Origin of the sequence: Pseudomonas sp. MF6767, assembly GCF_016405475.1 — a bacterium.
Taxonomy (GTDB): domain Bacteria; phylum Pseudomonadota; class Gammaproteobacteria; order Pseudomonadales; family Pseudomonadaceae; genus Aquipseudomonas; species Aquipseudomonas paracarnis.
In genome coordinates this window covers 188,481-205,452 of record NZ_JAEKCY010000006.1, presented here as the reverse complement: position 1 = coordinate 205,452, position 16,972 = coordinate 188,481, and the positions used below count along the sequence as shown (strand labels likewise).

The following is a 16,972-nucleotide window of genomic DNA, read 5'->3' as shown; positions in this document are numbered from 1 at the left end:
GATGAACCTGCCCTTCTTTGCCCGGCGCCTGCTGCGCCCCTTGCTCGACCCCTACCGCCGCTTTCGCCATGCCAAGCTGATCCACGCCGCGCGCGTATCGGTGGGTTTGCTGGCAACCATCCTGCTGACCACCGGCCTCAACCTGCCTCACGGGGAATGGGCGTCGGTGACCATGCTGATCGTCATCGGCGGGTTGCAGCACCACGGCAATATCGGCAAGAAAGCCGTCGAACGCGCCTACGGCACCTTGATCGGCGCCAGCGTCGGTTTGCTGCTGGTGGTACAACAGGCTTACTTCGGCCTGCCGTTGCTCACCTATCTGTTGATGTCCGTGGTGTGCGGATTCTTTTCCTATCACGCCATCGGCAAGGGCGGTTATATCGCGCTGCTGTCTGCGATCACGGTGTTTATCGTCGCCGGCCATGGCGACAACCCGATCTCCGATGGCCTGTGGCGCACCGTCGATATCCTCATCGGCATTGTGCTGGCCCTGGCGTTTTCCTTTGCCTTGCCGTTGTACGCCGTGTATTCGTGGCGCTACAACCTGGCCAGCGCCCTGCGTGACTGCGCGCAGATTTATAGCCGGATCATCAATGGCCAGTCCGTGACTGACGATGAACACCTCAAGCTGCTCAACCGTTTGAATGGGGCGATGGTGCAACTGCGTTCGTTGATGCCGTCGGTGTCCAAGGAAGTGCGGATTTCCATGACTGAACTGGACGCGATCCAGCGTCACCTGCGCCTGTGCATCAGCACCCTGGAGATTCTGGGCAACACCCGGCCAGACCCGCGTGATGAGCAGGCCACGGCGCGGATGCAAGTCATGTTGAAAGCCGAGCATCGGCAAATTCGGGTGCAGTTGGTGGGGATGGCACGCGCGTTGAAATCGGGGGTGACGGAGCGGTTGGAGCGTACCGGTCACGCCCATGCCAGTGAGCCTGCGCTGGATGCACCGGTGTACAGCGCGCTGGATGGGTATCGCCTGTTGACCCTGCAACTGGCGGCGAACGTGGATCAGATGCGTCAACGGCTTGGCAAAAGTGCCGCACGCTGGAAGATTTAGCGACAGCTGGAGAGCAGCTTCACGTACATCGACACATTCACACTTTCTCTTACATATTTTTCACGTTTTATTCACAAGCCGAGACGTAGTGTGAAGCCTCATCCGTTACAAACGTTGCATATCAAGCCCGCCGCCCCAGCGGGCTTTTTTTTGCCTGTTTTTTGGCTCCGAAAAAAGGGCCAACCTCTGTAGCAGCGAGCTTGCTCGCGAAGAACGCAATGACGCCGCGGTTAGCCAGAGTGCTCGCGCTATCGTTGACGTTTTTCGCGAGCAAGCTCGCTCCTACAGGGCGTGGTGTTCGCGTAGGGCGCGCTGGGTTTCCAGCACCTTGGCCAGTGCCGTTTCGGCTTCCTGGCTTTGCTGCGGCACCCGAATCGCCGCCGACACCAGCGTGATCAGCTTGGCCATCACCTCGGCATCCGTGGCCGGGCGGCCCAGGCTCATGGAGTTCATCAGCAGGCGCAGTTCGGTGCCTGCCATGACCCCGGAAATGGCCTTGAGGGCAAATTGCAGGCGCACCCCCAGTTCATTACGTGGCAAATCCGGCAGGGCCAGGGCGAAGGCTTCGAAGAAGCGCTGGAACACCGGCTGGTAATGGACCTTGAGGTATTCCTGGATAAACGGCGAGGTGTCGCTGTAGACCCGGCCCAGGAAGCGGATGAACGAACGCCCTTCCCCGCTGGCCGGGTCGCTGCGCTCCAGGCCCATGGCCGGTGCAAACAGCACGCCCAGGAGCGTGTCGCAATCAAGCGGGCCATCGGATTCGGCTTCACAGCGCGCCAGCAGTTCCAGGCGTTGCTCGTTGAGGGGCTCCAGGCGCTGCATCAGCAAGGTTTTCATCAGGGAGTCCTTGTCCCCGAAGTGGTAGTTCACCGCCGCCAGGTTGACCTGGGCACGCTCGGTTATCTGCCGTAGCAACACGGCGTCATAGCCGTACTTGATGAAAAGAGCCTCTGTCGCATCCAGCAATCGAGTCTTGGTAACGTTTGGAGCGCTGAGTTTCTTCGCGACCATATGGGTTCCACGGCGGAAATATTGTTTTAAAAAATAATTTGATTTTTTATACCGGGGCGGCCCGTCGAAAGCAAGTAGTGACACTCCGCCATATCTTGCAAAGCCCTTATATCCGGGCTTTTAAGGCAAATCGTGGGGTTTTTACCCGCCTCTGACACCCGATGAGAAAATCGTTTCAACCGGTAAAACCGCTCTACCTCGAAGGCTGGCGAAGCGTCAGGAAGGCAGTTACTATTCAAACAATATTTTAAAAACAAGAAATAAAACCAGTCCGTGACGGCTACAGGCAGCTTCTGAACTTGTTACAAGGAGTTTCGGAGAGCAAGACGGTACCGTCGAGACTGCAGGCGTAGTCATAATGACACAGACCCCCGCGCAACCCGGCTTGATTTCCCTGCAAGGCATCGGCAAGCGCTATCAGCTCGCCGGGCAAGAATTGAGCATTCTCAATGACGTGTGCCTGTCCATCGCCAGCGGTGACAGCTGCGGCATTCTCGGTGCCTCTGGCTCCGGCAAAAGCACCCTGCTCAATATCCTCGGCCTGCTGGACCTGCCCAACTGCGGCCAGTACCACTTTGCCGGCCACGATATTTTCAACGCCACCCCCGATGAGCTGGCGGCGATCCGCAACCAGCAGATCGGTTTCGTGTTCCAGAGCTTCAACCTGCTGCCACGCCTCAGTGCCCTGGACAACGTCGCGCTGCCCTTGAGTTATCGCGGCGTGTCGCGGCATGAATCGGTGGAACACGCCCAGCGCATGCTCGCACAAGTCGGCCTCGCCGAACGCGCCCACCATCGCCCCGCAGACCTCTCCGGTGGGCAGCGTCAACGTGTGGCCATTGCCCGCGCCTTGGTCGGCAAGCCCTCGGTGATCCTGGCCGACGAACCCACCGGCAACCTCGACAGCACTACCGCCCAAGAGATCATGGACCTGCTGTTGAACCTCAACCGTGACCAACAGGTGACGCTGATCATCGTCACCCACGACCCCCACATTGCCGAGCGCCTGGAGCGCAAGATCCTGGTGTGCAACGGCGTGGTGCATGAGGCCGGGCGCCCATGAGCCTGCGGGTCGAGCAGAGCCTCAGCCAGTTGCTGCACGAAGCCTTTATCAGCCTGCGTACCCTGGGCAAGCGTTCGATCCTGGCGCTCTTGGGGATCGTCATCGGCAGTTCCTCGGTGGTGGCGCTGATCAATATCGGCCACAACGCGGCGGTGGATGCGGCGATGATTTTCAAGGACATGGGTACCGACACCCTCATCGCCCAGTTCCCGCCCAAGGGCAGCATCAACGTACCGATGCGCACCCAGCTCGACCTGGATGCGGTACGCCGGGCAGTGCCGGGCATTGCCCATATCGGCGCGCTCAGCCTGTTCAGCGGGCCCATTGTGTTTCATGGGCGGACCGCCAATGCCAACTTTGTCGGCAGTACTGCGGGTATCCAGGACGCCATGCGCCTGGCGCTGCGTGAGGGGCGCTTCCTGTCACCCTTCGACGCCAACCAAACCTACGGAGTGATCGGCGACCAACTCGCCCAGGCCCTTGGCGCGCCAGGTGACCCGCTGCAACTGGGCGACCGTGTGCGTATCAACGATTACCTGTTTCTGGTGGTGGGTATCCTGCACAACCAGCCCAGGGCCATGCTGATGCCGGTGCAAGCCAACGAATCGTTGTTTATTCCCGCCGAGGGCATGCGCCGCATCTACGCCAACCCGCAGATCAACAACCTGATCATTCGCGCAGCGCCGGGACAGGACATGGAACGTATCGCCAGGGATGCCGCCGCCGCGCTGCAACCCCAGCTCAGCGACCATAGCGTCGACATCACGGTGCCCCAGCAAATGATCGATGGCATGACCCGCCAAAGCCGCACCTTTGCCTATCTACTCCTGGCCCTCGGCGCGATCTCCCTGGTGGGCGGCGGTGTCGGGGTGATGAACGTGATGCTGATGAACGTCTCGGAACGTCGCCGTGAGATCGGCATCCGCATGGCCCTGGGCGCGCGCCAGCGGGATATCCGCAACCTGTTTTTGCTCGAAGCGGTCACTCTCACCGCCGTGGGTGCGCTGTGCGGCGCAGTCCTGGGCATGACCGCTGCCTGGCTGTATGCGTGGCTGTCGGGCTGGGCCTTTGCGTTGGCAGTGGCTGCCCTGCCCCTGGGCGTGGGCAGCACGTTGCTGGTGGGTTTGTTCTTTGGCATTTACCCGGCGGTGTCGGCCTCACGCTTGCAGCCGGTCGAGGCCCTGCGCGATGAATAAGTACATGGCACTGCTCATGCTGACCAGCCTGCCGGGCATGGCCGCCGACGTAGTGATCAACCCTCAGGCACCCAGCACTACCCGCAGCGGCTACGAGCGTAGCGTCTCGCTGAATGCCCAGGCCAGCACCATGACCCTGGGGGACGCGGTGTACCTGGGCCTGCGTAATAACCCGGCGATCCGCAGCGCCTACCTGCAACGGGTGGCGCAGAAGTTCGACCTGCGCGTGGCCGAAGACGTGTTCAACCCCAAACTCACCCTCAACAGCTATTACCGCAGCACCCGCGGCTCCCAAGACAATGCGCGCAACGCCAACGTCGCGCCCACCAGCAGCCTGCTCGGCGAATACGGCACGCGCTTGAGCATGGCCTGGACCCAGCAGTTGAACAACGCCAACCGCGCCGGCCGCTACCGCAGCGACGGCCTGGACCTTGCGATCATCCAACCGCTTATGCGCGGGGCCGGCTGGGATGCCACCACCGCACCGCTGCGCCTGTCGCGCCTGGCCGAGCAGGCCAACCGCCTGAACCTCAAGGCCACCGTGGCGCAGACCATCAGCCAGATCATCGCCACCTACCGCGAATTGTTGCGCGCCCAGGAACAGTTGGTGATCGTCCAGGAAGCGCTCAAACGCTCCACTACTTTACTGGAGGTGAACAAAGCGCTGATCAGCGCCGGGCGCATGGCCGAATTCGAGATCGTGCAGACCGAAGCCGATATCGCCACCCAGCAATTAGGCGTGGAAGAAGCGCGCAACCAACTCGACACCAGCCGCCTGGCGTTGCTGCGCCTGCTGGCCCTGGACCTGTCGACACCGGTGCGTGCCACCGAGGCCCTGGAAGCCACCCCCATGGAGATCGACAAACGCCAGGCCTTCAACCTCGCGCAAAACCAGCAACCGGAATACCTCGCTGCCCTGCTCGGCAGCCAACAGGCCGACCTCGACCTGGTGATCGCCAAAGATTCCGGGCGCTGGCAGGTGGACCTGGTCGCCGGCGCCAACCAGATCCGCGCCGCCACCGATAACGACAACGGCCATAACAATAACCGCACCTGGGACAGTTACGCCGGGGTGCAAGTGCAAATCCCTATTGGCGATATCAGCACGCGCCAGGCCGAAGTGCGTGCACGGGTAAATGTAGAAGACCAGGAAATCCGCATTACCGACGCCCGCCAGGAGCTGGAGCGCAACGTCAACAATGTGGTGCGTGACCTTGGCACCCGCTGGCGCCAATATGAAATATCCAAGCGCGCCGTGGAGTTGTCGCGGCGCAAGATCGAGATCGAGCGGGAAAAGCTCAGCGCCGGGCGCTCCACCAACTTTCAGGTGCTGAGCTTCGAGACCGACCTGCGCAACGCCGAAAACGCCCAGCTCAATGCGCTGATCGCTTATTTGAACGCCCAGACTCAGCTTGATCTGACCCTGGGCATGACGCTGGAAAGTTGGGAAATTGCCCTTAATGACTACTAATAAAAAATCCCTGCTGGCCGTTGCCTTGTTCCTGCTGTTGGCCGGCGCGGCCGGCGCCCTGCTCAGTCAACGCAGCGGGGCTGAGCAGGCGGGTACAGGCGAACAGTGGCTGGCCGTAAAGCCCGACCCGTTGGTGCACCAGATCGGGCTGGTGGGCAAGATCGAGCCTGACACCACCGTCGTCCTGACGGCGCCGTTCGACGGCAATGTGCTGGCCAACCTGGTCGAACAAGGCCAGCGCGTTGAGGCCGGCCAAGTCCTGTTACGCATGGACCCGGCGACGCTTGAAGTACAGCTGCGCGACGCCCTCTCCGCGCAACTCAAGGCCCGACGCACCGTGCAGGAAATGCAGGACTGGGGCAGCAGCCCCACCGTCAGCCGCGCCCGTCGCAGTTTACGCACCGCTGAAATGACCGCGGGCAACACCCAACGCAAACTTACCGAGAGCGAAAACCTGTTCAAACGCGGCATCATCCCTCGTAACGAACTTGACGACCTCAAGCAGCAAACCCAGCAACAGCAATTGGACTTGGCGGCGGCGCGCAGTGAGCTGCAACAAGCCCTGGACCAAGGCCAGGGCGAATATCGGCAGATCGCCGAAATGGAGCTGACCAATGCCACGGTGAAGTACGAAGCCTTGCAAACACTGCTCGAAGGCAAGGAGGTCAAGGCGCCCTTCTCCGGCATCGTGGTACCGGCGCCCGGCAGCACCAGTACCGCTCAAGGTGGCGGCAATAACAACGCGCCGGTGCAGGCCGGCAGCAAGGTCAGCCAGGGCCAGGTGCTGTTCGGGCTGGCCAATATCGAACGCTTGAAAATCGTGGCCAAGGTCTCAGAGCTGGATATCAACCAGCTGCGTCAGGGCCAGACCGTTGAAGTCATGGGCGATGGCTTTGATGGCGAGCGGCTGACAGGTTCAGTCAGCGTGGTCAGCGGCCTGGCCATCGCCAGCGACAGCCAGGGCAGTGCGCAGTTTCCGGTGACCTTGTCGATCCCCACCCTGACGCCCCAGCAGTTGCAGCGGGTGCGCCTGGGCATGAGTGCGCGGTTGACGATTGTCACTTATAACAATGACCAGGCGATCGTGATTCCCAGCCAGGCGATCCAGGCGGACATGACGGTGGAGTATCGGGCGGCGATGGATAAACCGGTGCAGCGGGTAAAAGTCACCACCGGGCAATCGACGCCGCAGGGGGTTGAGGTGTTTGGGCTTGAAGCGGGGTTGGTGAGGATCGGGGGAATCAATCACTGACCCTCGATCCAGATGTGGGAACGCTGCACTGTGGCGAGGGAGCTTGCTCCCGCTGGGCTGCGCAGCGGCCCCAAGATCTTGGGAGCGCTTCGCACTCCAGCGGGAGCAAGCTCCCTCGCCACAAGATTACCGGTTACTTGCATTGGGGCAATCAATACCAGCTCCAACATTCAGCGCTGTGTCAGCCTGGCGGCCAGTGTCTTGGCCTGCAGCGCCACATCGGTCACCGCCGTACTCTCCCACCAAATGCCCCGCAACGGCGGCCCCATGGCGAACAGTCGCTGGCTGACCTCGCCGAGAGCATCCAGCACCGCCCCCGTTGAATCCGCCGCAATCCCCAGCGCCAGCGGCCCAGGTTGGATCAACCCGCGCTTGAGCAGTTGCTGCGGTAAAGGACGGGCCACCCGGCGCCAGTCGTATTCGATGCCGCTGGAATTGATCAGCGCAGCGCCCAACACCTGGGTGATCACATCCTCGCCACGGTAGCGCACCGCAATGGCAACCCCCTTCTGCGACGGCACCAAGCCCTTGAACGACGCCGCCTGAATCCGCAACCGCCTTTGCCCCTGCAACCGCGCTACCAACTGCGCACTCAAGGGCGGCGAACGGTGGTGATGGCTTTCCCACCAAGGCCGTACATGCCGAACGAACTGGCGCTTCTGGGCCTCACTGGCCTGGCTCCACAGCCGCGCGATATGCCCGCGCACCGTGTCCAGCGGCGCCTGCCAGTCTGTGCCTTGCGCCAGCGCGAGCTGGCATTGGCGTCGCACCTCACGCAGCAATTGTCGGGGGCTGCTCAGGCTGTGGTCGGCGGCGAGGAAGTCGTCCCAGTTCGGCGGTTGCCGGCGTACATGGGGCAACAGGCCGTGCCGCGAAAAAACCTCGATAGGTCCGCGATGCCCGGCCTGCTCCAGGGAGACCACGGCATCGACCATGGTCAGGCCCGAGCCGATGATCAGCACGGTCGATTGTGGGTCGAGCCGGGTCATCGCGGGTACATCCCAAGGGTCCAACGCGGCGGCATTCAATCCTGTGGACTCGGTCTGCGGAGTGCGCGCAGCAGGGAACATGCCGGTGGCCAATACCGCACAGGCGCCGCGCAGTTGCTCGCCAGTATCGAGGGTCAACAACACCGAGGTGGCATCGACTTGCAGGTCTACCCCTTCGGCGCGGATGTGCTCGACGCTCGATGTAGAAAGCGCCTTGGCTTGTGCCAGACGCTGCTGCGCGTACAAGCCGAAAAGCCCCCGTGGCGGGAACAGCTCGCTGATAGGCACATGCTGTTGGTTCGACTCGGGCCATCCGCCGGCGCTGATGTAGTCGGTGAGCCATTGGGTCAGGTCGTCGGCATTGTCCGGGTCAACGCTCATACGCGCCGCATTGCCGTTCAGCGTATGGCCCAGTTCGACCGCGCTGTAGGCTTCGCCGCGCCCCAACTCAGCACGGGGTTCGACTATCAGGATACGCCGCGTGCCCGGCAGGCGAAGCAGTTGCACGGCCAGCATCGTGCCGCTCAGGCCACCGCCGATGATCAGTACATCTGCAACGCGGGTGGATTCACTCATGCCAGTTCGCCCTTATTGTTGCTCAAATCACCACATTTCGAACAAACCGTACCGCCGCATTTCCATCATTGCGATAAGCATGGGGCTGGTGGCTGGCGAACATAAAGAACTCTCCTGCCTCGATGAGATTTTCCTGATCACCTATCACCAGCGTCAGGCTGCCCTCGAACACAAACAGTTGTTCGCTCCACCCTTCCAAGTCAGGGTCCGGGCAATAACGGTCACCGGGCTCCAGCCGCCACTCCCATAATTCGACCTCACGCCGTGCCGTAGCCTTGGCCAGCAACACCGCCTTACTGCCGACAATCTCGCCCGCCCAGGCCAGCTCATTGATACGGCTGTGGTCGCGCACATCCGGCGCCTGGATCAGATCACTGAACGCCACGTCCAACGCTTCGGCGACACGGTCCAGGGTCGACAGGCTGACGTTCTTCTCTCCCGCTTCTATCGCCACCAGCATGCGCCGGCTGACACCGGATTTTTCCGAGAGCGCGGTCTGGCTCAAGTCGGCGGCATGGCGCAGGCGACGAACGTTCTGGCTGACGTGCTGCAGGACCGAAGCCCGTTGCGGATTTTCTTTGTGCACTATATTGCTCAATAGGTGGGTGTGCGCAGTATACTGCCCAGCGTGCGGCGCATTGTGCGGTCCGTGCTTTCCCCTTGCAAGACCGAGCCGCCATGACCGCCCCAAACTCCCCTTCGCGTTTCAATCGTTTCAGTAAAGCCGAATGCATCCTGGTGGTGATCACCATGATCTGGGGCGGCACCTTTTTGCTGGTGCAGCACGCCATGGCGGTCAGCGGGCCGATGTTTTTTGTGGGGCTGCGCTTCGCGGCAGCGACGATTGTGGTGGGGTTCTTTTCCTTGCGCACCCTGCGCGACCTGACGCTGTTCGAATTGAAGGCCGGGGTGTTTATCGGGGTGGCGATCATGTTCGGCTACGGTTTGCAGACCATTGGCCTGCAAACCATCTTGAGCAGCCAATCGGCGTTTATCACCGCCTTGTATGTGCCGTTCGTACCGCTGTTGCAGTGGCTGGTGCTTGGCCGTCGCCCCGGCTTGATGCCCAGCATCGGCATCATGTTGGCGTTTGCGGGGTTGATGCTGTTGACCGGCCCGGCGGGGGCCTCGCTGAATTTCAGCGCGGGTGAAATCGCCACCTTGATCGGTGCAGTGGCCATAGCGGCCGAGATCATCTTGATCAGCGCATTTGCCGGCCAGGTGGATATTCGTCGGGTGACCGTGGTGCAACTGGCCACCGCTTCGGTGCTGTCCTTCATGATGGTGGTGCCCATGGGCGAGGCGTTGCCGGGCTTTTCTTGGCTGTTGCTGTTCAGTGCCGTGGGCCTGGGCTTGACCAGTGCGGTGATCCAGGTGGCGATGAACTGGGCACAGCAGAGTGTCTCGCCAACGCGGGCGACGTTGATTTATGCCGGTGAGCCGGTGTGGGCAGGCGTTGTGGGGCGAATCGCCGGGGAGCGGTTCCCACCGATCGCGATGCTGGGCGCGGTGCTGATTGTGGTGGCGGTGATTGTGAGTGAATTGAAGACGAAGGGGCAGAAGGCCGTTGAGTTGGCAGAGGCGTTGGAGGAGGAGCGGCAGGGGTAGTTTGCGATCAACGGTAACCACGATGCGAAGCGAGCCGCTCTTGATCTTGCTCTTGATCTGCTTGTGATCTTGATCTCAGGCGCTCCGTTAAACCACGCTGGCCGAGCGCAGGCTTGAATCCGTGGGTAACCCGGCAGGACGGCGGCCCACGGATTCAAGACTGTGTTCGGGCACACCGAGCCTAAGCGAGGTGCCGAGTGGTGGGGCAAGAGCCCTTTGGTTACTTTGGGCTGGGCCGGCATTCCGGCTCTTTTCCAAAGTGACCCGCCGTCAGGCGGAACCCTAAGTAGCCGTTACCGCAGCAATGGATATGTACACAATCCAACCTTCTAGACTGCCAGACCGCCTTCACGAGCAAGCCCTCTCCCACAGTTTGATCGCGGGGTGTCAGGGAGATAGGTGTCGGCTGTCAGGCCGTCTTCGCAGGCAAGCCAGCTCCCACAATTGGATCGTGGGGTGTCAGGGAGATAAGCGTCGACTGTCAGCCCGTCACGGGAGCAAGCTCCCTCGCCACAGGTACGGCGTCGCTGCAGATAACGGCTCCCACAGAGGTCTGCATTTTAATTCAAGGGCAGGTTGAAACAGTGCCAAATGGGAGGTTTCAGCCTACCTTGTAGGATCCTGCCACATCTTGCCGTTTGGTGATCGTGAAAGCGGCACGTATGATGCATCCCAAACTCCCGCAGATTAGAAGCCTATGTCCCTGATAGTTCTACTGCTTCTGCCTTTTATCGGCAGCTGTCTGGCGGCCTTGCTGCCGCATAACGCACGTAACACCGAATCCCTGTTGGCCGGCCTTGTGGCACTGGTCGGTACTATTCAAGTCGCCCTGCTCTACCCTCAGATCGCCCACGGTGGCGTGATCCGCGAAGAATTCATGTGGTTGCCCAGCCTGGGGCTGAACTTCGTGTTGCGCATGGATGGGTTTGCCTGGCTGTTCTCGATGCTGGTGCTGGGCATCGGCACGCTGGTGTCGCTGTATGCGCGCTACTACATGTCGCCGGACGACCCGGTGCCGCGTTTCTTTGCGTTTTTCCTGGCGTTCATGGGCGCCATGCTGGGTTTGGTGATCTCCGGCAACCTGATCCAGATCGTATTCTTCTGGGAACTGACCAGCCTGTTCTCGTTCCTGCTGATCGGCTATTGGCACCACCGTGCCGATGCGCGACGCGGGGCGTATATGGCGCTGATGGTCACCGGCGCCGGCGGGCTGTGCCTGTTGGCGGGGGTGATGCTGCTGGGGCATATCGTCGGCAGCTATGACCTGGACCAGGTGCTGGCGGCGGGCGATCAGATTCGCGCGCATTCGCTGTACCCGGTCATGCTCGCCCTGGTGCTGATCGGCGCCTTGAGCAAAAGCGCGCAGTTCCCCTTCCATTTCTGGCTGCCCCATGCCATGGCGGCGCCCACCCCGGTTTCGGCTTACCTGCACTCGGCGACGATGGTGAAGGCCGGCGTGTTCCTGCTGGCCCGCCTGTGGCCGTCGCTGTCCGGCAGCGAAGAATGGTTCTGGATCGTCGGCGGTGCCGGCGCCCTCACTCTCCTCCTCGGCGCTTACTGCGCCATGTTTCAAAACGATCTCAAGGGCCTGCTGGCCTATTCCACCATCAGCCACCTCGGGCTGATCACCCTGCTGCTGGGCCTCAACAGCCCACTGGCCGCAGTTGCCGCGGTATTCCACATTCTCAACCACGCCACCTTCAAGGCTTCGCTGTTCATGGCGGCGGGCATCATCGACCACGAAAGCGGCACGCGGGATATCCGCAAGCTCAGTGGGCTGGTGCGCCTGATCCCGTTTACCGCGACCCTGGCGATGGTCGCCAGCGCGTCCATGGCCGGGGTGCCGTTGCTCAATGGCTTCCTGTCCAAAGAGATGTTCTTTGCCGAAACCGTGTTTATCTCGTCGACCCAATGGGTGGAAATCGCCCTGCCGGTGATCGCGACCATTGCCGGTACATTCAGCGTGGCCTATGCCCTGCGTTTTACCGTGGACGTGTTCTTCGGCCCGCCCGCCACCGACTTGCCGCACACGCCCCACGAGCCGCCGCGCTGGATGCGCGCACCCGTCGAGCTGTTGGTGTTCACCTGTCTGCTGGTGGGGATTTTCCCGGCCCAGGTGGTCGGCTCGATCCTCGCCGCTGCCGCCCTGCCAGTGGTGGGCGGTACGCTACCGGAATATAGCCTGGCGATCTGGCACGGCTGGAACGCGCCGATGATCATGAGCTTGGTGGCAATGACCGGCGGCGTGGTGCTGTACCTGATGCTGCGCAAGCAACTCAAGCGTGGCCGCTTCGAATACCCACCGCTGATCGGCTACTTCAACGGCAAGCGCGGTTTCGAGCGCTGCCTGGTGGTGATGATGCGCGGCGTGCGCCGCATCGAGAAACGCATCAGCACCAAGCGCCTGCAAACCCAGTTGTTCCTGTTGGTGCTGCTGGCAGTGATCGGCGCGATGATCCCGATGATCAACAGTGGCCTCAGCTGGGGCGACCGCCCGAAAATCCCGGGTTCCATCGTCTTCGTCACCCTGTGGTTGCTGGCGATTGCCTGCGCCCTCGGCGCCGCCTGGCAAGCCAAGTACCACCGGCTGGCGGCCCTGACCATGGTCAGCGTGTGCGGCCTGATGACCTGCGTCACCTTCGTGTGGTTCTCGGCGCCGGACCTGGCCCTCACCCAATTGGTGGTGGAAGTGGTCACCACCGTGCTGATCCTGCTCGGCCTGCGCTGGCTGCCAAGGCGGATCGAAGAGGTCTCACCCCTGCCCAGCTCGCTGCGCAAGGCGCGTATCCGCCGCCTGCGTGACTTGCTGCTCTCCACTGTGGTGGGCGGCGGCATGGCGCTGTTGTCCTACGCGATGCTGACCCGCCAGACGCCCAACGATATCTCCTCGTTCTACTTAAGCCGTGCCCTGCCCGAAGGCGGCGGCAGCAATGTGGTGAACGTGATGCTGGTGGACTTCCGTGGCTTCGACACCCTGGGCGAAATCACCGTACTGGGCGCTGTGGCCTTGACCGTGTACGCCTTGCTCCGTCGCTTCCGCCCGTCCAAGGAAAGCATGGAGTTGCCACCCCAACAGCGCCAACTGGCGCCGGACGTGGCCACCGACCTGGTCAACCCGCGCCAGGCCAGCGACACCGCCCTGGGCTTTATGATGGTGCCGGCGGTGCTGGTGCGCCTGCTGCTGCCGATTGCGCTGGTGGTGTCGTTTTATCTGTTCATGCGTGGCCACAACCAACCTGGGGGTGGTTTCGTCGCCGGGCTGGTGATGTCGGTGGCGTTTATCCTGCAATACATGGTCGCCGGCACCCAGTGGGTCGAGGCGCAGATGAGCCTGCGGCCCATGCGCTGGATGGGCTTCGGCCTGCTGTCAGCCACCTTGACCGGGCTGGGTGCGCTGTTCGCCGGGTACCCGTTCCTCACTACGCATACCTGGCATTTCAGCCTGCCGCTACTGGGCGATATTCATATCGCCAGTGCGCTGTTCTTTGACGTCGGCGTGTACGCCATGGTCGTGGGCTCGACTCTGTTGATGCTCACCGCCCTCGGCCACCAGTCGGTGCGCGCGCATAAACCGAGCAACCAGCCCAAAGTGGTTGCTGCAACCGAAGGAGCCGCCTGATGGAAGAAGTCATCGCAATAGCCATTGGGGTCCTGGCGGCCTCCGGCGTCTGGTTGATCCTGCGGCCACGGACGTTCCAGGTGGTCATGGGTTTGTGCCTGCTGTCCTACGGCGTCAACCTGTTCATCTTCAGCATGGGCAGCCTGTTTATCGGCAAGGAGCCGATCATCAAGGACGGCGTGCCCCAAGACCTGCTCAACTACACCGATCCACTGCCTCAGGCCCTGGTGCTCACGGCCATCGTGATCAGCTTCGCCATGACAGCGTTGTTCCTGGTGGTGCTGCTGGCATCCCGGGGCCTCACCGGCACTGACCATGTAGACGGCCGGGAGCCCAAGGAATGACGTGGATGAATCAACTGATCGTCGCGCCGATCCTGCTGCCGCTGCTCACCGCCGGGCTGATGCTGATGCTGGGCGAGAAACGCCGCCCACTCAAAGCCCAGATCAATCTGTGCTCCAGCATCGCCGGACTGGGCGTTGCCGTGCTGCTGTTGTACTGGACGCAACAAGGCGGCCCCGGCTCGATTGGTGTGTATCTGCCGGGCAACTGGCAGGTGCCGTTCGGCATCGTCCTGGTGGTGGACCAACTGTCGGCGATGATGCTGGTGCTTACCGGGGTTATCGGCGTCAGCGCGCTGCTGTTCGCCATGGCCCGCTGGGACCGTGCGGGCACCAGCTTCCATGCCCTGTTCCAGATCCAACTGATGGGGCTGTATGGCGCCTTCCTCACCGCCGACCTGTTCAACCTGTTCGTGTTCTTCGAAGTGCTGCTGGCCGCCTCCTACGGCCTGATGCTGCACGGTTCCGGCCGTGCGCGGGTGTCGTCGGGGCTGCATTACATTGCGATCAACCTGCTGGCGTCGTCGCTGTTCCTGATTGGCGCGGCGATGATCTACGGCGTCACCGGCACGCTGAACTTTGCCGACCTGGCGTTGAAGATCCCGCTGGTGCCGGAGGCTGATCGCGGCCTGTTGCATGCTGGTGCAGCGATCCTGGCTACGGCGTTCCTGGCCAAGGCCGGCATGTGGCCGCTGAACTTCTGGCTGGCACCCGCCTATTCCTCCGCCAGCGCGCCGGTGGCGGCAATGTTCGCGATCATGACCAAGGTCGGCGTGTACACCGTGCTGCGCCTGTGGACCCTGCTGTTCTCCGGCCAGGCCGGGGCTTCGGCACTGTTTGGCGGCGATTGGCTGGTGTATGGCGGCATGGCGACCATCATTTGCGCGGCACTGGCGATGGTGGCGGCGCAGCGCCTGGAGCGCATGGCCAGCCTGAGTATCCTGGTGTCGGCGGGTATCCTGCTGTCAGCGGTAGGGTTTGCCCAGCCGAGCCTGACCGCGGGGGCGCTGTTCTATCTGGTCAGTTCTACCCTGGCACTGAGTGCGCTGTTTTTGCTGGCGGAGTTGATCGAGCGTTCGCGTTCGGCCAACGACCTGCCGCTGGATGAAGAAATTGATGCGCTGCCCAAAGCCATGGAATCGCTGCATCCGCGCCCGGGTGTGAACCTGGACGATGAGCAAAAAGCGGTGATCGGCCAGGTCATCCCTTGGACCATGGCCTTCCTGGGCCTGAGCTTTATCGCCTGCGCGCTGCTGATTATCGGCATGCCGCCGCTGTCCGGGTTTATCGGCAAGCTCAGCCTGTTGAGCGCGCTGATCAACCCACTGGGCTTGGGCAACGCCGTGGACGAGTCCATCCGCCCGGCGGCCTGGGGCCTGGTGGCGCTGCTGATTCTCTCTGGCCTGGCCTCGCTCATCGCTTTCGCCCGCCTCGGCATCCAGCGCTTCTGGACCCCGGAAGAACGCCCATCACCGCTGCTGCGCCGCTACGAGTGTGTGCCGATCTTCCTGCTGCTGGGGTTGAGCATCGCGCTGACCTTCAAGGCCGAGGCGCTGATGCGCTACACCCAGGCCACTGCCGAAAGCCTGAACAACCCGGAACACTACGTGATGGCAGTGCTCGCGACCCGGCCAGTGCCGAGCCCTGAAGCCAAGGCCGCCGCCCTGGAGGTGCAGCCATGAAGCGTCTGTTCCCGGCTCCCTGGCTGTCGTTGGCGTTGTGGGTATTGTGGCTGGTGCTGAACTTGTCGATCAGCCCCGGCAACCTGCTGCTGGGCGCACTGTTGGGCTTTCTTGCGCCGCTGATGATGGCGCCGCTGCGCCCGCTGCCGATCCGCATCCGCCGCCCTGGGGTGATCATCCGCCTGTTTTTCCGGGTCGGCCTCGATGTGATCATCTCCAACCTGCACGTGGCATGGGGCGTACTCACCTGCGGCTCCCGCCCACCGCGCTCGCGCTTTATCAAGATCCCCCTGGACCTGCGCGACGCCAACGGCCTGGCTGTGCTGGCGATGATCACCAGCGTGACCCCCGGCACCGTCTGGTCGGAGCTGGCCCTGGACCGCAGCATCCTGCTGCTGCACGTTTTCGACCTGGATGACGAAGCCTCGTTTATCCAGCAATTCAAGCAAGCCTACGAACGGCCCCTGATGGAGATCTTCGAATGAGCGCCCTGCTCGCCAATGCGATCCTGTTCAGCCTGTTCCTGTTCTCCCTGGCCATGGTGCTGACCCTGGTGCGCCTGTTCAAAGGCCCCTCGGCCCAGGACCGGGTACTGGCGCTGGACTACCTGTACATCCTGGCGATGCTGATGATGCTGACCCTGGGTATTCGCTATGCCAGCGACACTTACTTTGAAGCGGCGCTATTGATCGCGCTGTTCGGCTTCGTCGGCTCGTTCGCCCTGGCCAAATTCCTGCTGCGTGGCGAGGTGATTGAATGATGCCGTTATGGGTTGAAATTATCGTGGCGGCGTTGCTGTTGCTCAGCGGCCTGTTTGCCTTGATTGGCGCGATTGGCTTGCTGCGAATGAAAGAATTTTTCCAACGCATGCACCCGCCAGCACTAGCCTCGACGTTGGGGGCGTGGAGCGTGGCGTTGGCGTCAATCATCTACTTTTCGGTGCTCAAGTCCGGGCCGGTATTGCATGGCTGGTTGATTCCGATTTTGCTCGCGATCACCGTGCCGGTCACCACACTGCTGCTGGCGCGAACCGCGCTGTTCCGCAAACGCATGGCCGGTGATGACGTCCCCGCCGAAGTCAGCAGCCGCCGCTGATGT

General features: G+C 62.1%; 15 protein-coding genes. 12 read left to right on the top strand and 3 right to left on the bottom strand.

Annotation, left to right across the window (positions count from 1 at the left end; translation table 11 throughout):
- Position 1: 1 nt before the first annotated feature.
- Positions 2–1,063 carry an FUSC family protein gene (locus JFT58_RS12670; protein WP_034127894.1) on the top strand — a complete coding sequence of 354 codons (1,062 nt, stop codon included), beginning with the start codon at positions 2–4 and terminating at the stop codon, positions 1,061–1,063.
- Positions 1,064–1,345: 282 nt separating this feature from the next.
- On the opposite strand, the gene JFT58_RS12665 is transcribed toward JFT58_RS12670, so the two are convergent.
- On the bottom strand, positions 1,346–2,077 hold the full coding sequence (locus JFT58_RS12665; RefSeq protein WP_034127895.1) for a TetR/AcrR family transcriptional regulator: 732 nt from the start codon (positions 2,075–2,077) through the stop codon (positions 1,346–1,348).
- Between the two features lie 358 nt (positions 2,078–2,435).
- Here JFT58_RS12665 and JFT58_RS12660 point away from each other — a divergent pair, with 358 nt between their 5' ends.
- From JFT58_RS12660 to JFT58_RS12645, 4 genes are read left to right on the top strand one after another with little or no spacing between them, the layout of a single operon-like run.
- Positions 2,436–3,140: an ABC transporter ATP-binding protein gene (locus JFT58_RS12660; protein ID WP_054898717.1), complete on the top strand. Its 705-nt coding sequence runs from the start codon at positions 2,436–2,438 to the stop codon at positions 3,138–3,140.
- Positions 3,137–4,336, top strand: coding sequence for an ABC transporter permease (locus tag JFT58_RS12655; RefSeq protein ID WP_054898716.1), 1,200 nt, complete (start codon positions 3,137–3,139; stop codon positions 4,334–4,336). The genes JFT58_RS12660 and JFT58_RS12655 overlap by 4 nt, the downstream gene beginning before the upstream one ends.
- Positions 4,329–5,807 (top strand): TolC family protein, encoded by a 1,479-nt coding sequence (locus JFT58_RS12650; protein ID WP_054898715.1) that lies wholly within the window; start codon positions 4,329–4,331, stop codon positions 5,805–5,807. The genes JFT58_RS12655 and JFT58_RS12650 overlap by 8 nt, the downstream gene beginning before the upstream one ends.
- Positions 5,797–7,059 carry an efflux RND transporter periplasmic adaptor subunit gene (locus JFT58_RS12645; RefSeq protein ID WP_054898714.1) on the top strand — a complete coding sequence of 421 codons (1,263 nt, stop codon included), beginning with the start codon at positions 5,797–5,799 and terminating at the stop codon, positions 7,057–7,059. Before JFT58_RS12650 ends, JFT58_RS12645 begins: the two co-directional genes overlap by 11 nt.
- 170 nt (positions 7,060–7,229) lie before the next feature.
- Here JFT58_RS12645 and JFT58_RS12640 read toward each other — a convergent pair whose 3' ends face one another.
- Positions 7,230–8,624, bottom strand: coding sequence for an FAD/NAD(P)-binding protein (locus JFT58_RS12640; RefSeq protein WP_054897288.1), 1,395 nt, complete (start codon positions 8,622–8,624; stop codon positions 7,230–7,232).
- A gap of 22 nt (positions 8,625–8,646) precedes the next feature.
- Positions 8,647–9,210, bottom strand: coding sequence for a helix-turn-helix domain-containing protein (locus tag JFT58_RS12635; RefSeq protein ID WP_054897287.1), 564 nt, complete (start codon positions 9,208–9,210; stop codon positions 8,647–8,649).
- 92 nt (positions 9,211–9,302) lie between these two features.
- Between JFT58_RS12635 and JFT58_RS12630 the strand changes: the two genes are divergently transcribed.
- The 7 genes from JFT58_RS12630 (at position 9,303) to JFT58_RS12600 (ending at position 16,969) form a co-directional block, all read left to right on the top strand.
- Positions 9,303–10,232, top strand: coding sequence for a DMT family transporter (locus JFT58_RS12630; RefSeq protein WP_054897286.1), 930 nt, complete (start codon positions 9,303–9,305; stop codon positions 10,230–10,232).
- A gap of 697 nt (positions 10,233–10,929) precedes the next feature.
- Positions 10,930–13,851: a monovalent cation/H+ antiporter subunit A gene (locus tag JFT58_RS12625; RefSeq protein ID WP_014718932.1), complete on the top strand. Its 2,922-nt coding sequence runs from the start codon at positions 10,930–10,932 to the stop codon at positions 13,849–13,851.
- A complete protein-coding gene (locus JFT58_RS12620; protein WP_003192163.1) occupies positions 13,851–14,195 on the top strand; it encodes a Na+/H+ antiporter subunit C in 345 nt (114 codons plus the stop codon). The genes JFT58_RS12625 and JFT58_RS12620 overlap by 1 nt, the downstream gene beginning before the upstream one ends.
- Positions 14,192–15,874, top strand: coding sequence for a monovalent cation/H+ antiporter subunit D (locus JFT58_RS12615; protein WP_034127904.1), 1,683 nt, complete (start codon positions 14,192–14,194; stop codon positions 15,872–15,874). The genes JFT58_RS12620 and JFT58_RS12615 overlap by 4 nt, the downstream gene beginning before the upstream one ends.
- A complete protein-coding gene (locus JFT58_RS12610) occupies positions 15,871–16,359 on the top strand; it encodes a Na+/H+ antiporter subunit E (protein ID WP_054897285.1) in 489 nt (162 codons plus the stop codon). Before JFT58_RS12615 ends, JFT58_RS12610 begins: the two co-directional genes overlap by 4 nt.
- Complete coding sequence (locus JFT58_RS12605; protein WP_003192168.1) at positions 16,356–16,634, top strand: K+/H+ antiporter subunit F; 279 nt, start codon at positions 16,356–16,358, stop codon at positions 16,632–16,634. The genes JFT58_RS12610 and JFT58_RS12605 overlap by 4 nt, the downstream gene beginning before the upstream one ends.
- Positions 16,631–16,969 carry a Na+/H+ antiporter subunit G gene (locus JFT58_RS12600; protein ID WP_034127905.1) on the top strand — a complete coding sequence of 113 codons (339 nt, stop codon included), beginning with the start codon at positions 16,631–16,633 and terminating at the stop codon, positions 16,967–16,969. Before JFT58_RS12605 ends, JFT58_RS12600 begins: the two co-directional genes overlap by 4 nt.
- Positions 16,970–16,972 lie beyond the last annotated feature (3 nt).

What these genes read in the sequence shown, in the direction of transcription:
- JFT58_RS12670 (WP_034127894.1), top strand. Translation starts at nt 2, where the DNA reads ATGAACCTGCCCTTCTTTGCCCGGCGCCTGCTGCGCCCCTTGCTCGAC.
- JFT58_RS12665 (WP_034127895.1), bottom strand. Translation starts at nt 2,077, where the DNA reads ATGGTCGCGAAGAAACTCAGCGCTCCAAACGTTACCAAGACTCGATTG.
- JFT58_RS12660 (WP_054898717.1), top strand. Translation starts at nt 2,436, where the DNA reads ATGACACAGACCCCCGCGCAACCCGGCTTGATTTCCCTGCAAGGCATC.
- JFT58_RS12655 (WP_054898716.1), top strand. Translation starts at nt 3,137, where the DNA reads ATGAGCCTGCGGGTCGAGCAGAGCCTCAGCCAGTTGCTGCACGAAGCC.
- JFT58_RS12650 (WP_054898715.1), top strand. Translation starts at nt 4,329, where the DNA reads ATGAATAAGTACATGGCACTGCTCATGCTGACCAGCCTGCCGGGCATG.
- JFT58_RS12645 (WP_054898714.1), top strand. Translation starts at nt 5,797, where the DNA reads ATGACTACTAATAAAAAATCCCTGCTGGCCGTTGCCTTGTTCCTGCTG.
- JFT58_RS12640 (WP_054897288.1), bottom strand. Translation starts at nt 8,624, where the DNA reads ATGAGTGAATCCACCCGCGTTGCAGATGTACTGATCATCGGCGGTGGC.
- JFT58_RS12630 (WP_054897286.1), top strand. Translation starts at nt 9,303, where the DNA reads ATGACCGCCCCAAACTCCCCTTCGCGTTTCAATCGTTTCAGTAAAGCC.
- JFT58_RS12625 (WP_014718932.1), top strand. Translation starts at nt 10,930, where the DNA reads ATGTCCCTGATAGTTCTACTGCTTCTGCCTTTTATCGGCAGCTGTCTG.
- JFT58_RS12620 (WP_003192163.1), top strand. Translation starts at nt 13,851, where the DNA reads ATGGAAGAAGTCATCGCAATAGCCATTGGGGTCCTGGCGGCCTCCGGC.
- JFT58_RS12615 (WP_034127904.1), top strand. Translation starts at nt 14,192, where the DNA reads ATGACGTGGATGAATCAACTGATCGTCGCGCCGATCCTGCTGCCGCTG.
- JFT58_RS12610 (WP_054897285.1), top strand. Translation starts at nt 15,871, where the DNA reads ATGAAGCGTCTGTTCCCGGCTCCCTGGCTGTCGTTGGCGTTGTGGGTA.
- JFT58_RS12605 (WP_003192168.1), top strand. Translation starts at nt 16,356, where the DNA reads ATGAGCGCCCTGCTCGCCAATGCGATCCTGTTCAGCCTGTTCCTGTTC.
- JFT58_RS12600 (WP_034127905.1), top strand. Translation starts at nt 16,631, where the DNA reads ATGATGCCGTTATGGGTTGAAATTATCGTGGCGGCGTTGCTGTTGCTC.